Raw genomic sequence first — 15,448 nt, forward strand, 5'->3', positions numbered from 1 at the left:
AATTTAGCGTTTGATGTGGAATATAGTTTAGATTACCAGTCCTGACCTCAACATGACGACAAGATTACAAAAATGTAATCTTAGGGTAATCTGCTCGTTAAGCAGGCGGGGTAGAATGGTGTGGGTTAGCGTGATAGAAGCGAGACGGATATGCGGTTGTTAGTAGTAGAAGATGAAAAAAAAATTGGGGATTATTTGCAAAAAGGGCTAGAGGAATCCGGTTTTGTCGTGCAGCTTGAGCGAAATGGTCTCGATGGTTATCACTCAGCTGTGTCGGAGGCCTTTGATCTGATCATTCTTGATGTGATGTTGCCGGACATCAATGGTTGGCAAATTTTGCAAAAACTTAGAGCGGCTGATTTGTCTGTACCGGTTTTATTTCTCACCGCCAAAGACAGTCTGTCTGACAAGGTCAAAGGGCTGGAGATGGGAGCGGATGACTACCTGATTAAACCTTTTGCCTTTGCGGAGTTATTGGCAAGAGTGCGTAGTTTGTTGCGTCGCGGGGTGAGGCAGGTTATTCCTGATGTATTGAAAGTGGCAGACTTAGTGCTGGATATTCCGAAAAGAAGGGCAATAAGAGATCATATTCGAATAAATCTTACTAATAAAGAATTCTCGTTATTAGAGTTATTGGTACGCAGCCAAGGTGAAGTATTACCACGCTCGCTAATTGCCTCACAAGTCTGGGATATGAATTTTGACAGTGAAACCAACGTGATAGACGTTGCTGTCAGGCGTTTACGTGCAAAAATAGATGATCCGTTTGCGACCAAACTCATCCATACCGTGCGGGGTATGGGTTATAAACTTGATGTAGATGATGGCAGCTAAATTTATGTTTACCACCCCAGTGTCTCTTTCAAGCAGGGTCATTTTATTGGTGGGATTAACCCTCGTCCTGTCTTTTTTTTTACTGGGAGCGGTTATTGATCGCTCGATCCAGCATCACTTTGCACAACAAGATGCCAATGAACTGGAAGTGGTTGCGCAATCGGTCAAAGATAGGTTACGGACCTTGCACGCAGATGCTGGAACTGAAAAGATTCAACAGTCGTTAAACAGGGCTGTAGTTGGTCACCATGGTGTATATTTCGCTATTTACTCCACTCAAGAAAAACGAATTATATATCAGGCGGAAGAGGCGGACTTATCACCTTTATTGAGTATCCCTGCCTTATACCATTTATCTGTGGATACCTTGAGCAAGTGGCGAGCAGCTCAACATGCATATCGGGGGACAAATCTGGTCGGTTACATGCTCGATGCCTACCCAGTCAATATATTAGTGGCTAGTAATATGGACTTTCATATTGATTTTCTTGAGCGATTTCGCAAAACCTTATGGATTATTATGTTAATTGTCTGGTGTATAACCATGATATCCGCGTGGTGGGCGGTGACATTAGGCCATCGTCCGCTGTTAAAGGTGAGTCGGGATATACGCGATATCAGTGCCGATAACTTACATATCCGTTTACAGCCGGAGAAAATCCCCGATGAGCTACAGGAATTGGTGGTGTCATTTAATACTATGATCAGCCATGTGGAAGCGGGGTTTAAACGTTTGTCCTATTTTTCAGCGGATATTGCCCATGAATTGCGTACACCGCTAACCAACCTTGCCACTCAAACCCAAGTGGCATTAAGCCGACCCCGAAATGTAGATGAATATAAAGAGATCTTGTATTCCAATCAGGAAGAATTTGATCGGCTGACCAAAATGGTCAGTGATATGCTTTGGCTGGCAAAAACCGACAATGGATTAATCGTTCCAACATTAAACGAGGTGGATTTAAATAACGAAATACTGGCTTTGTTTGAATATTTTGATGCTTGGGCTGAGGAATCAGAACTCAAACTGAAATTAACTGGGCAAGGGAAGGTAAACGTTGACCGGGAGATGTTCAGACGAGCACTCAGCAACTTATTATCTAACGCTATCAAATATTCTCACCCTAAAACCACAATGTATGTGGGAATTAGCACATGTAATAACTCCGTTAAGATATCTGTCAAAAACGAGGGGGAAACCATTTCCCCCGAACATATTTCGCACCTGTTTGACCGATTTTATCGGGCGGATGAGTCGAGGACTCGTACTGGAGACGGTACCGGACTAGGTCTGGCAATCTGTAAATCGATTGTTGATATTCATCACGGCAGCTTAACCGTGAGTTCGACTCGCGGCGATACTATTTTTACCATCACGTTACCGTAGGTATTTATAATTCTAGGAAATTTAAATTCCGATTAATGTTATGAAAGTCTACCCTAAGATTCTTTTGACGGTGAAAAAAAGTCTGCAGTGAGAAAAAACACCACCGAGATCCCATTCACCAGCACTTGGAGTGGCCCTTCGGCCGTGGTTAACCAAGATACTCAGCTGTGCGGTTCGCAGGGCGTCCAAGACTGACTGCGAGGCCGGATCACACCACTGACGCGTGAGGATAAATCCGTCCATCTCTGTGCCAAGGTCGCCCGTGTCTGATGCCGACACAATAACAACTCTGCTCAGGTGCAGCTATAGATCGTAAAAGTCTGGCGACCCATGACCAGTGCAGTTTGTTCTACCAACGTATTGCCGCCTATGTTGGCGGCCTCGTTGCGTGCCAGAGCAAGTACCTCGTTGGCAACTTTTTTGTCGCTGCGTGAAGGCGCCCACCTGTCCCTGGTTTTCTCGGTGGTAGTACCGAGCAACTTGCAATCCGCCACATCTGCTCCGTTGCGCAGCTTCACGGTTTCAGCATCGGGCTGGAAATTTCCCAAGGTACAAGCGGAAGTCGCCGTCAGTACCACAGTCAGCGTAAAAAACCGCGTTAACATGCGCATAATTCAACCTCTGAATTTAAAGTCATAAAAAGCAACCCCATTATACTTAATTGCGTCTTGGCATAGATTGTTGAGGCCACAAAAAAGGTGTTTAAATAACCACTCGCTGCTCCACCACCATTAGCGCAGGCCACTCATGACAGGCAAACTGGACCAACTGAAACAGATGGCGGCGGAACTAAAGTTAGTTAGTGTTAATGAAATCTATAACGTGTTTACACAGAAAATGCAACAAAGTTATTATCAGTGATAATTGCACTTTGTGAGAGCCTTCGGTGCATTTTTGGATTTATAACTATGTCAACTACTTGGGATATGGAAGTGACTATATTAAATTGGTTTGAAAAATTCGCGCCTCTTTATAATTTATGGGATATTAGATGGGCTGTGGACATATTACCTAATTATTGCATGTTGCGCTGTAAGTCTTCTAAGTAAAGGGGGACACAGCGGTGAGTCTTTTGAAATATCCCAATTTAACCCTTACCTTTAAATGAGAACTATTCGTTACATGCCACAACGCTACTTGATTCGCGAGAACCCTATCGTGGAGTAGAAATTCTGCGCAATACGCATGAAGACATGAGTATTCTAAACGAACGACAAGTCAGGGATCTATACGATAAAAATGCACGTTACTACGATTTCTTAAACTTACCATTCTCTTCGACTGCGCCCTTAGCGTTACTTCTCATACCGCTGGACTTCAGACCCCTATAACTACGTAAATAAGGCATATCTCCGTTATCCTCGACGCTTCAACGATGTTGGCGGCATTTCAATCAGTTATGGGTCAATATACTTATAACTTGATCTAGATCATTTATCTTTTTGCACTGAGCGTTAGTGTTATCTCAGTGTTTAAACGGTTGAAAGTTATTGATGAAAAGTCGCGCACTTTTACAGCTTATCTTGATGATGGTGCTACTGCAATCTGCAGCAATGCCAGCTCGTGCTGCGCATGACTGTCAGTCAATGGATATGACCTCATATTCTTCGTCCGAGTTTAATCGTCAGATTAGTTCAGCACATGCTGGGCACATGGCTATGCACAGTGAGGCATCACCTGACGATATCAGCCAACTTTGTGAATGTGAGGATTGTGTTTGCCCTCAGGGGCAATGTCACTCAAGCGGCTTCGTTATGCATCTTGACCAGTCCCAATCCTTAAAGTTCGCGCCTGCCCACCATCTTAACCAGCATATTTATGTTGTGCTACCTCGAATTCTCACTCCCGATTTACGTCCTCCGATCATCTCGTAATACAGGATAGATCCGTCTGTTGGTTATATAACGGCCTGGCGTCTAGCCATCGGGCGTTCCGGTAAGGAACACCCTATGCACACTAATATAATTGGCAGTGAATTGAAAACCCGTTTCGATTGTCAGGGTGGCGCTTGGATCAGCACTGGATAACATCGTTCCTTCTTAAGGAGGCAATTATGTTAAGAAAAAATAGGCTGATCCACAATTTAATAACCATCATCAGCGATACCAAAGATGCCCATCTTTAAATGTTGGAACAACGGATGGCCATGATGGAAAAAATGATGGGGCATACCGTTGAGAAAAGTAAAAAAAGACATGTACACAAAAAAAATTAATCTGATGTGGAAACGCTTGACTTGTGTCTAACACACAGGTTTAGAGTTTGGCATGACTCAAACGTTTTAATTTAACAACCGCGCAATCAGGCGCACAAAAAGAAGGAATAGATCATGAAAACAATAGTAACGCTAGCGATCGCTTCATTGTTGGTCATCTCACCTGTAACAGCCGTTAACGCACAGCAACATGCTGACAAACAGTCCATGTCTATGGGGATGATGAATGAAGCAAAAATGGAAAAAATGCAGCAGCATATGTCCAAAATGAAGACCTTGCTCGAAGAAGTTAAGAGCGAAACGGACTCTGTAAAGCGTCAAGAATTGCTGCAAAAGCATGCCCAAAGCATGGAAGATATGATGACAATGATGCATGACGATAATAAAGACATGGGGCACTCCATGGGTAAACAGGATATGGCCAAGATGAAAAAGTCAGAAGCTATGTCGTCTGAACACAAGACTCAGATGATGGAAAAACGCTTAATGATGATGGAGCAAATGATGGGGCAAATGATGGGACATACAGCAGAGGAAAGTAAAATGGTTCACGAACACAAAAAATGAGTTAGCCATTTTGTGAACAGAAATGTTTAAGAGCCGTGCACCTGTGAGTCGTTCTCAGGTGTACGCATACTTCTCACCCCTTAAAAGCGAATATGTAAACTACGGACGTGGAGTTACTAAGGAACAACGCACGGCCAAGTTCGGTTGGGTGATGTGCTAGGTGAAGGGACATACCGTTGATAAAGGTAAAAAAGACTTGTTAATTAAAAACTTGACCTGTGAGTGAGACGTGGGTCTAGGATGCATGCAGAACAATATAGTGCAGTCGCACGAACGTTAAGGAATAACTTAGATGCAAGTAAGTGAAGTGGCAAAACTTCTGAAAGTAACTGCAGAAACCATTCGTTATTACACGCGTATTGGCTTAGTAGCGCCGAAAAAAAATGTCGACAATGGTTATAACGAATATAACGGGAAAGAGACCCAGCGCCTGAAGTTCATTTTAAGTGCACGACAACTGGGATTTTCGGTAAAAGATATCGAGCAAATTTTGGCTCAAGCCGCTCAGGGAGCAACCGCTTGTCCTATGGTAAGGCATCTGCTTGAGCAGCGTTTACTGGAGACTGAATATCAATTTCAACAAATGAAGGCATTGCGTAACAAAATGCAGGAGGCAATTGTGCAGTGGCAACAGTTACCAGACAAAGAACCAAGCAACGAAATGATTTGTCATCTGATTGAATCATCTTCTATCTAACAGCACGAGGTATAAGCCAGTGACGGAGTCAAAAGTATTAAAAGATGTTGTATGTGGTATGGAGGTGAGTGAAACCAGTGAATATCACAGCCAGCTCAAAACAATAGACTATTATTTTTGTAGTCAGCGCTGCAAAATCAAATTTGATACGGCGCCTCAAGGTTATGTTGAACAGCATAGTTGTGGTCATGGTGACAAGAGCGATCATCAGGCTAAACAAAAAGAAGCGGACGCAACTGGCGAGGATAAGGATGCTATTTATACTTGCCCCATGCATTTGGAAATCGAACAAGTGGGGCCGGGTACCTGCCCAAAATGCGGAATGGCGCTAGAGCCCAAAGAAGTATCGCTTAGTGTCACTAAAACCCAATATACCTGCCCAATGCACCCACAAATATTACAGGATGAACCGGGCAACTGTCCCATCTGTGGTATGGCTCTTGAGGCGACAACGGTGTCGCTTGAGGAAAGCAATCCTGAATTGCAGGATATGAGTCGGCGCTTCACCTGGAGTGCGCTATTGGCAACGCCAGTATTTGTGCTGGCAATGATCGCCGACCTTATGCCAAATTGGCTTCCTTCGCAATTATCTATGAGCACCGTGCAGTGGATCCAGTTCTTGCTGGCAAGCCCTGTCATTATATGGGGAGGTTGGCCCTTTTACGTGCGCGCCATTGATTCTGTAAAAAGCTGGAATCTGAACATGTTCACCCTGATAGGACTCGGAGTATCAGTGGCCTATGTTTACAGCGTGACAGCACTATTGATGCCGGGGTTGTTCCCAGGAGCCATGCAAAGTAGTGAGGGTGTAGTGCATGTATATTTTGAAGCCGCAGCAGTGATCACCGCTTTGGTGTTGCTGGGGCAGGTGCTGGAATTACGCGCCCGTTCACAAACCAATGCGGCGATAAAATTACTCTTGGGTCTGGCGCCAAAAACGGCACGGGTCATCAGCGACAGTGGGGACGAGCAAGATATTCCCCTTGAGCAAGTACAAGTAGGTGACCGTTTAAGAATTCGACCCGGTGAAAAAATCCCCGTTGACGGCGAGGTGCTGGAAGGCACTAGCAGCGTGGATGAGTCAATGGTCACAGGAGAGCCCATTCCTGTGGGCAAATCCCAAACAGAACGACTCATAGGCGCCACCGTAAACGGGACAGGTACCATGGTGATGCGGGCCGATAAAGTGGGTGCCGACACGCTGCTGGCACAAATTGTCAAGTTAGTTGCTGACGCCCAGCGTACCCGCGCCCCCATCCAAAAAATGGCAGACACCGTGGCGGGTTATTTTGTCCCTGCGGTGGTGCTTATTGCCGCAATTACTTTTGCTGTGTGGTTTATTTGGGGGCCAGAGCCTGCCTTTTCTTACGGCCTGATTAATTTTGTGGCGGTACTTATCATTGCTTGTCCCTGTGCGCTGGGCCTGGCCACACCCATTTCCATTATGGTGGGTACAGGCCGCGGCGCACTGGAAGGGGTGTTGATCAAAAATGCTGAGTCACTGGAAATACTGGAAAAAGTAGACACCCTAGTGATAGATAAAACAGGCACCCTTACCGAAGGCAAACCCAAATTAGTCAGTGTCACCCTCAATTCGGACCATAGCCAGAAGTTAGAAGAGGCGCAAGTATTGGGGTGGATAGCGGGGCTAGAAAAATATAGCGAACATCCCCTTGCCGCAGCCATAGTGCAAGGTGCTAAGGACAAAAACGTTGAGGCCATTGACGTTAGTGATTTTGAGTCGGTAACGGGCATGGGCGTCATGGGTAATGTAGCCGGTAAGTCACTGGTCTTGGGCAACCTGAAATTGATGCAAAAGCAGGGTGTGAGTGAACCCCAGACGAGTAGCGCTGAGCACTTCTTTGACCAGGCAGATGGGTTGCGTAGTGAGGGGCAAACGGTGATGTTGTTTGCAGTTGATGGTCAGCCAGCGGCATTAATAGGCGTGGCCGATCCGATTAAGCCCTCAACCGCAGACGCTATCGCCCAACTACACAAACAGGGTATCAGTGTGGTGATGTTAACCGGTGACAATGCCACCACCGCACATGCAGTGGCCGCAAAGCTGAATATTGATCGGGTGGAAGCCGATGTGTTGCCCGAGCAGAAAGCCAAAATAGTCAAAGAGTTGCAAGCGGCAGGAAAAATAGTCGCCATGGCGGGGGATGGCATCAATGATGCGCCCGCCCTGGCTCAGGCACACGTTGGCATTGCCATGGGAACGGGCACCGACGTGGCGATGGAAAGCGCCGGGGTAACCTTAGTTAAGGGCGATTTGCGCGGCATTGTCAAAGCCATAATATTAAGTCGTGCCACTATGCGTAATATTCGCCAAAACTTATTTTTCGCTTTTATTTATAACGCATTAGGTGTGCCGGTTGCGGCTGGGGTGTTATATCCATTTTTCGGTATTTTACTCTCACCCATGATTGCCGCTGCCGCCATGAGTTTTAGTTCGGTGTCGGTTATTTTAAATGCGCTACGGCTCAAAAAGCAAAAGCTTCGTTAATCAGGAGGTGACTTATGGACGGCTTAATTTCATTTTTACTCTTTGCCGTTTTTTTCTACTTTATGATGCGTTTTGGTTGTGGTGCCCACATGGCACACGGTCATCACCGTCATTCAAAATCAGATAAAGCAGAACCCATCATAGATCCGGTTTGTTCCAAGGTCGTGGAGCAAGAAAAAGGCTACGGTAAATTATACCAGGGCGCGCTTTATCGTTTTTGCTCCAAAACCTGCCTCGACGAATTCGACCTGCATCCCGAAAAATATATAACCACTACAAACGACAAGGGAACATCCCCATGAGCCACAAAATATCATTATTTGCCTTTGGCCATGCCAGCAGTCTTTTCATCAGCATCAGTTTTGTACTGTGTGTGGTGTTTGACCTGTTATTTCCCCAACAGGCTATGTATCAAGTGTGGCTGAAGTTGTTGCCTGGCTTTGAGTGGCTAAGTTTTAAAAGTTTTTTTTTAGGGCTGTTTGAAAGTTATTTGTACGGCTGGTTTATCACCCTAATTTGGGTGCCTTTGTACAATTTTTTCGGCAGTAAAGCGAAATAACTGCATTAACTATTTTAATAATTAACTTAAGGAGAGCAACCCATGAACGAACCTATAGCACATTCAGGAATATGGATCCTGGCGCTTATCATGATCGTGCTTGTCTCATGGTATATGTACAAATATTTGGCCCCAACATCCTGGCATGAATGGGCAGGGGCAGGGGTGGTACAAGCTTTCATCATTGCCCTGTATGCCGAAATGTATGGTTTTCCCTTAACAATCTATCTGTTGGCTAGATTTGGTGGACTGGATGGCACTGAACTTAATGCCAATTTATGGTCGTCGCTGTTGGGAATGGGCGAAACCGGCATGATGATTTCGATGATCCTGGGCTACATTTTACTGTTTGTGGGCATAGGGCTATTTTTTCAGGGCTGGCGTCAGGTATACAAAGCGCGACAACAACATGTCTTGGTCACCGATGGGTTGTACGCCCTGGCAAGACATCCTCAATACACAGGTTTGTTTATTGCTTTATTTGGTGAGGGCATAGTGCATTGGCCTACCTTATTTTCCGTCGCATTGTTTCCGGTTATTGTATTTATTTACTACCGTTTGTCCCTGCGTGAAGAAAGGCAGGTCATTGCCGAGTTTGGTGATGAATATATAGCCTACAAAAAACGCGTGCCAATGTTTATTCCGCGCCGTGAACAATGGAAGTCCTTTGTTAAGCAAGCAAAAATATAATTAAAAATTCAAAAGTTTTAAACCCACATTTTAGCCATATTTTAGGAGTAAGAACATGAGTGACTTAGATCACCGCGTAGGGGTTAGGGAAGTCAATTTGGTGGTAAGGCATTTAAAACTGGAAGGTGTAGATGAGACAAACCGAGACGCCATTGTTGAGGCCATTGATCACACCTTTGGCATTGACAGCGTGCAATATGATGACAAAACAGCCACCTTACACTTAGCCTACGACGCCACGCACTGTCAGCTAGACGGTCTGGAGGAAATGTTGATGCAATTTGACGTAGATATAGCCCATGACTGGTGGACACGTTTCAAAGAAGGCTATTACCAGTTTGTTGACGAAAATGTTCGCGAAAATGCAAAACATGTCCCTTGGTCATGCCACAAAGTACCGCCCGGCGCAGGGCGTAAACGTTAATGACACATAAACGCAAAATAAGATTACTAAAATGGTCACGAAATTTGATAGTACATAGGCCAAGCGCAGCTCTCTCCCCGGCATCTGCTGTAAGGGGGCTTGTTGCTGCCTTTGTCTTTTAAGCGCGTATAGCAATTTTTATACGGTGTCAGCTGAGTCTGTCGGTGTGGAGCCGCGCTTTGGGCATTATCACGAAGTCGTTGATCCCGGCCAGCATGCCAAATTTTCGTTTGGCGTGCATACTGTGATAGAGCCGCCTATCAAACGTCAGTTAAAACAAGAGTTCGGTTTTAGTACACCCGGTGCTACCCGGTTTGGAGATCTTTAGAAAAACGGTTCGTAAAAGAAGATGCCACACCTAAGGAGAGCATAATGAAACTTCACGCACAGAAGTTCGATATTGTTAACAGCATCAGCGCTGTGGGACATTACTGTGTGTGCATTTATTGCTTACTTGCGATCAGAGCACTGTATCGCATTGGACTAGCGTAGACGTGGCAATACTGAATGATTTTTGCGCGAAAATACGCGCACTATTGTAGAAGTAACACCACGAAAGATCAGAAAGGAGTTTTAGGAGCATGGCAAAAATCAATGAACCCAATCAACAGCGGCGCCCGTTTTTGACTGCTGCAACGTCTTTTCGGCAACGTGAACTGGTCCACGCTTTAAACGAGGGCAATGTCTCATGACGCATACCATGCCAAGCCTTTCAATTGCTGCTGGCGCATCCCCCGATCCTGATTCGATTGAGATACTCAACAGTGAATGCTTTTGTCTTAGCCTTGATACCGAGGCCCTGAGACAAGCGCTGGAGTCCGAGATTGGCCAACCGGGCCTGTTTGATTTGATTCAGCAACGTTGCCCTTACCTGTTCGCGACGCGCCCCGTCTTTGTCTCCCACGCCAACATGACACGTATGTCGCAAGTGGTTCACGCCATCGAGTCAGTCGTGGCATTGCCGGCCTATCGCGCGGAGATCTTGGCCAATTCGCCCCCCATCGCGAGCCACGAACCTGGTGGCGCCAAGGGCGTGTTCTTCGGCTACGACTTTCATGTCACCGAAGGCGGCTTCGGGCTTATCGAGATCAACACTAATGCGGGTGGAGCAATGCTCAACGCTGTATTGGCAAGGGCGCACCGCGCATGCTGTCCGGCGATAGACAAAATGGTTTCGTCGCTAGACATGGCCAGTGTGCTGGAAGACGACATCATCTCAATGTTCCGCCAAGAGTGGTCACTTTCTGGTCATGGACGAGCGTTGCGCAGCATCGCCATCGTCGATGATAACCCCACACAGCAGTATCTATATCCCGAGTTTTTGCTGTTTCAGCAACTGTTCCAGCGACACGGACTCCAGGCCGTGATTGCAGATCCGTCCGAGTTCAACTTCCGCGGAGGTTTGCTTAAATACGGCAAGATTAATATCGACCTGGTTTACAACCGACTGACAGATTTTTCGCTTACCGCGCCCACCAGCGCCACGTTACGTGAGGCGTACATGCAAAATGCCATGGTACTCACGCCCAATCCGCAGGCGCACGCCCTGTATGCAGACAAGCGTAACCTTGCATTGCTCAGTGATCCAATGCGGCTGCAGGCATTGGGTGTGCCTCAGTCCACGCAAGAGATTCTGCTGGCCGCTGTTCCCCACACTGAGATTGTGCTGCCTGAGAATGCCGACCGCCTTTGGGGTGAGCGCCGAGGTCTTTTCTTCAAGCCTTTCGCCGGGTTTGGCGGTCGAGCTGCCTACCGCGGTGACAAGTTAACTCAGCGTGTCTGGCAGGAAATCCTCGCCGGCGGTTATATCGCGCAAGCCTTGGTGAAGCCCGGCGGACGGGTCGTTTCAGAGCACGAACCGGCACAGGTACTGAAGTTCGACTTGCGCAACTACGCCTATGACGGCAATGTGCAATGGGTGGCGGCGCGTTTGTACCAGGGGCAGACGACAAATTTCCGCACCCTCGGTGGCGGTTTTGCGCCGGTGTACGAAGGGCCGACTGAGGCACATGAAGTAAGTTGTGCAGCGGTGCATGAGCCGGGCAATGACTTGCCCGGAATTGGTGTGCACGGCGACACCGGGTGCCCCGAACCGGTTGTGCAACATGAAACCCGACTGTTTCTACTCGACGAAAACGGTGTAAAGCGACTCGATCATGATAAGTACGTCGCGCTCGTTCGCGACAAGAGTACTGCGCAAGAGTTTGCCGGTCGTCGTTTTATCCTGATCGACTGGTATCTGCGCCTCGTTAGCGACCAACCCCAAGCCGTTGTCAACGAAACCTGTAGTTGGTTGGTATTCGATGCCCAAGGTGCGCTGGACTTAAACGCAGCCCATGAAATCGATGCCGAAGCAGCGCTAACAGAGGCACAGTGGGCACAAGTAAACGTGCTCGTGTTCAGCGATCCCGTAAATTCTCAGGGGGTTAAATGACGAATAGTGAAACACCGAGATAATATTCTTTACATGGATTAACTGGCGTTCAGCAGCAAAAAAAGGTGAGAGCATGCGTTCTTGGTCTGACTGTACTTAAGACGCACAAGCAATTGGCATACTATTAACGCAAAACATTTGCCACTGCACTTAGCGCATACCGGTTATTGGTTCAATAACCGGTATGCGCTAAGAACGTTGCTGGCAAAGCTAACAAAGTTTGCAGTGCAAACAGTACCTATGCCATACCGGCTGTTGTGGTTGGCTGATTTTTGTGGGTAATCTGGTACTTTATTGATTTGGTTACTTAGGGTATATAGCATCGATCGGATGCGAAATTTTGGATAAAGGTGAGAAATATGACAACCACATTTATAGTTATTCTGGTTCTGATTGCATTGCTGTTTTTTTATGTGATCAGCGTATTTAATAAACTGGTTACGCTCAAGAATCGCTACAAAAATGCCTTTGCACAGATCGAGGTGCAATTAAAACGTCGATATGATTTGATCCCCAACCTTGTCGAGACCGCCAAGGGCTATATCAAACATGAACGGGAAACCCTGGAAGCCGTTGTAGAGGCACGTAATACGGCGCAGAATATGTTGTCAAAGGCTGCGGCTGATCCAGGTAATGCTGATGCAATAAAAGGACTTAGTGGTGCCGAAGGTAAATTGGGAGCGGCCATGATGAACTTTAACATGGTGATGGAGGCCTATCCGGATCTTAAGGCCAATCAGAATATGCTGCAGTTAAGTGAGGAGCTTATCTCCACGGAAAATAAAGTCTCTTTTTCAAGGCAGGCCTTTAACGATCAGGTGATGACTTATAATACCTATAAACAGACCTTCCCTCCGGTCTTTATTGCCAAGCGATCTGGGCATACGCAAGATGCGGCATTGTTAGAGTTTGAAGACACTGTGGCTATCCAGGCGGCACCCAAAGTCTCATTTTAGGCATTTTTTCTAGGTAGTTGGCATGAATTTTTTTGAATCCCAGGACAGGGCACGTAAAAACACCTTCCAGCTGATTTTGTTGTTCAGCCTGGCGGTGATCGTGCTGATCATTATGGTGAATCTGCTGGTTATGCTGGCGTTTGGTTTTATCGACAATGCGCAAATGCCAAATGGTCCGTCTTTATGGCAGCAAATGGATTGGCGCACATTTGCCATGATAAGTATAGGTGTCGTTCTGGTGGTCTCGGTCGGCAGTCTCTATAAAATCATGGCCTTGTCGGCTGGCGGCAAGGTAGTTGCCGAAGGGTTGGGCGGGCAATTAATCGCGCAAAATACCACTGTTTTGGATCAGCGAAAATTATTAAATGTGGTAGAGGAAATGGCTATCGCCTCTGGTACGCCAGCACCACCGGTATATTTGTTGGCCGGTGAGAATGGCATCAATGCATTCGCTGCCGGTTTCTCTCCCAAAGATGCCGTTATTGGCGTGACTCAAGGAGCGATTGAGCATCTAAGTCGCGATCAACTTCAAGGTGTCATAGCCCATGAGTTTAGCCATATTTTTAACGGTGATATGCGCCTTAATATCCGCTTGATCGGAGTTTTGCACGGGATACTGATCCTCGGTATTGTTGGTTACCACTTGCTTTATTCCACGTCTGGTTCTAGGCGTGGACGGGGCAACGGTAAAGGGGCTGCAGGAATATTGGCAGTGGCGATAGGGTTAATTGTCATAGGTTTTGCCGGTACTTTTTTTGGCGGCTTAATAAAAGCGGCCGTGAGTCGACAAAGGGAATTCTTGGCAGATGCCTCGTCGGTTCAGTTTACCCGTAACCCCGAAGGAATTGCGGGTGCATTGAAACGTATCGGCGGGCTCGAGTTTGGTTCTGTGATAGAGGATCCCGGGGCACCTGAAATCAGTCATGCTTTTTTTGCTCAAGGCGTTTCAGGTTTCATGCAACGGTTGTCCGCTACCCATCCACCGCTGGCAACGCGTATCTTGCAAATCGATCCCCATTGGGATGGGAAATTTGCCACCGCTGACAAGGCTGACGAAGAGCAAAGTGTGCCATCTGGCGATAAAAAAGTAAGCAAGCCCCACGCAGAACGGGCAAACATAATCAGTGGTGTTGCTGCTGGAGCTGCCATGATCGATGTAGCCAATAGCATTAGTCAAATAGGCAATCCTAAGCGGGCAACTGTCGATTATGTCCAGGCATTAATCGCGCAGTTACCCACTGTCGTCAAGGATGCTGCTCGCGAACCTTATGGGGCTCGGGCCGTTGTTTATGCTCTACTATTGGATAAGGATCAGGAGGTTCGGCATAAACAACTAGCATATTTACACAACTATGCCGACCCGAATGTTGAAGTTTTTACCCGTAAACTGCTGTCTGAAATAGATAAGTTAGAAGCTGGGTCTCGGCTTCCATTAATTGATATAGCCATTGCGGCACTCAAACAGTTATCACTGTCTCAGTATCAGACCTTCAGAGACAATATGGATGCTCTGATCGACATGGATTTTAAACTTGTCTTAAACGAGTGGACGTTACGTAAAATTCTGTTCCTTCATCTGGATGCTCAGTTCTTCAAACATCCGCGCAGGAAAATGGGTAACATAGATAGTGAGCAACTTAAGCCCGAAATTGCATTGCTGCTATCAGTATTGGCCTATGCCGGCCAGCAAGACCAGGTTACCAGAGAGCAAGTTTTTATCACCGCGGCAGAAGTACTGGGAATGAGTGAACTGACATTAGTAAACGAAAATGCAGTCAATCTAACCGATCTGGACAAAGCGCTACACAAACTCGAAAAGTTAAAACCTCTGGCTAAACCAAAGTTATTGCACGCTTGTGCCGCCTGTATCATGCGCGACCAAAAGATAGATCCCGTTGAGGTTGAATTACTACGGGCTTTTTCAGATGTACTGGCTTGCCCAATGCCACCACTGATCCTTAATGTTTAAGTATTGTTGTAGGTTAACGTTGGTTATCAGGGGAAAATGTTACGTGAGCCAGAAACTTTTAAATATTGATTTATGATGCAAAAATTTGAAAGTTTTTAGGGGCTGTTGCTCTTTTTTAAATTTTATTGGTTGCTGGCAATCTCGTACAATTTATTTCTTACTCCGTCAAAAACAAACATAACGAGATTGCCATGCCCCGATTAATGC

At 46.4% G+C, this 15,448-nt stretch carries 14 protein-coding genes; 13 read left to right on the forward strand and 1 reads right to left on the reverse strand.

Translation table 11 applies throughout. The features are described from left to right. Window positions 1-150 precede the first annotated feature (150 nt). Window positions 151-834 (forward strand): heavy metal response regulator transcription factor, encoded by a 684-nt coding sequence (locus AC3RV5_RS10935; protein ID WP_489731952.1) that lies wholly within the window; start codon window positions 151-153, stop codon window positions 832-834. Between the two features lie 4 nt (window positions 835-838). Continuing rightward, window positions 839-2,221, forward strand: a complete 1,383-nt coding sequence (locus AC3RV5_RS10940; RefSeq protein ID WP_489731953.1) for a heavy metal sensor histidine kinase — start codon at window positions 839-841, stop codon at window positions 2,219-2,221. Window positions 2,222-2,514: 293 nt separating this feature from the next. On the opposite strand, the gene AC3RV5_RS10945 is transcribed toward AC3RV5_RS10940, so the two are convergent. Beyond that, window positions 2,515-2,832 (reverse strand): DUF4156 domain-containing protein, encoded by a 318-nt coding sequence (locus AC3RV5_RS10945; protein WP_489731954.1) that lies wholly within the window; start codon window positions 2,830-2,832, stop codon window positions 2,515-2,517. A gap of 1,718 nt (window positions 2,833-4,550) precedes the next feature. On the opposite strand from AC3RV5_RS10945, the gene AC3RV5_RS10950 reads away from it, so the two are divergent. From AC3RV5_RS10950 to AC3RV5_RS11000, 11 genes are all read left to right on the forward strand, one after another. Beyond that, on the forward strand, window positions 4,551-5,003 hold the full coding sequence (locus AC3RV5_RS10950; RefSeq protein WP_489731955.1) for a hypothetical protein: 453 nt from the start codon (window positions 4,551-4,553) through the stop codon (window positions 5,001-5,003). Window positions 5,004-5,295: 292 nt separating this feature from the next. Beyond that, complete coding sequence (locus AC3RV5_RS10955) at window positions 5,296-5,700, forward strand: MerR family transcriptional regulator (protein WP_489731956.1); 405 nt, start codon at window positions 5,296-5,298, stop codon at window positions 5,698-5,700. A gap of 58 nt (window positions 5,701-5,758) precedes the next feature. Beyond that, entirely contained in the window at window positions 5,759-8,209 is a 2,451-nt protein-coding gene (locus tag AC3RV5_RS10960) for a heavy metal translocating P-type ATPase (RefSeq protein WP_489732137.1), read from the forward strand. Window positions 8,210-8,223: 14 nt separating this feature from the next. Beyond that, complete coding sequence (locus AC3RV5_RS10965; RefSeq protein ID WP_489731957.1) at window positions 8,224-8,511, forward strand: YHS domain-containing protein; 288 nt, start codon at window positions 8,224-8,226, stop codon at window positions 8,509-8,511. Beyond that, the gene (locus AC3RV5_RS10970; protein WP_489731958.1) at window positions 8,508-8,768 is read left to right on the forward strand and encodes a DUF5676 family membrane protein; all 261 of its coding nucleotides are present in this window, start codon (window positions 8,508-8,510) and stop codon (window positions 8,766-8,768) included. The genes AC3RV5_RS10965 and AC3RV5_RS10970 overlap by 4 nt, the downstream gene beginning before the upstream one ends. Before the next feature lie 42 nt (window positions 8,769-8,810). After that, complete coding sequence (locus tag AC3RV5_RS10975; RefSeq protein ID WP_489731959.1) at window positions 8,811-9,458, forward strand: methyltransferase family protein; 648 nt, start codon at window positions 8,811-8,813, stop codon at window positions 9,456-9,458. Window positions 9,459-9,513: 55 nt separating this feature from the next. After that, window positions 9,514-9,882, forward strand: a complete 369-nt coding sequence (locus tag AC3RV5_RS10980; protein WP_489731960.1) for a cation transporter — start codon at window positions 9,514-9,516, stop codon at window positions 9,880-9,882. Window positions 9,883-10,027: 145 nt separating this feature from the next. Next, complete coding sequence (locus AC3RV5_RS10985; RefSeq protein WP_489731961.1) at window positions 10,028-10,210, forward strand: hypothetical protein; 183 nt, start codon at window positions 10,028-10,030, stop codon at window positions 10,208-10,210. Window positions 10,211-10,570: 360 nt separating this feature from the next. Further along, the gene (locus tag AC3RV5_RS10990) at window positions 10,571-12,316 is read left to right on the forward strand and encodes a hypothetical protein (protein ID WP_489731962.1); all 1,746 of its coding nucleotides are present in this window, start codon (window positions 10,571-10,573) and stop codon (window positions 12,314-12,316) included. Window positions 12,317-12,675: 359 nt separating this feature from the next. Continuing rightward, window positions 12,676-13,272 (forward strand): LemA family protein, encoded by a 597-nt coding sequence (locus tag AC3RV5_RS10995; protein ID WP_489731963.1) that lies wholly within the window; start codon window positions 12,676-12,678, stop codon window positions 13,270-13,272. Window positions 13,273-13,294: 22 nt separating this feature from the next. Beyond that, window positions 13,295-15,241 (forward strand): M48 family metallopeptidase, encoded by a 1,947-nt coding sequence (locus AC3RV5_RS11000; protein ID WP_489731964.1) that lies wholly within the window; start codon window positions 13,295-13,297, stop codon window positions 15,239-15,241. Window positions 15,242-15,448 lie beyond the last annotated feature (207 nt).

Source organism: Paraglaciecola sp. IT1134, from assembly GCF_058068185.1.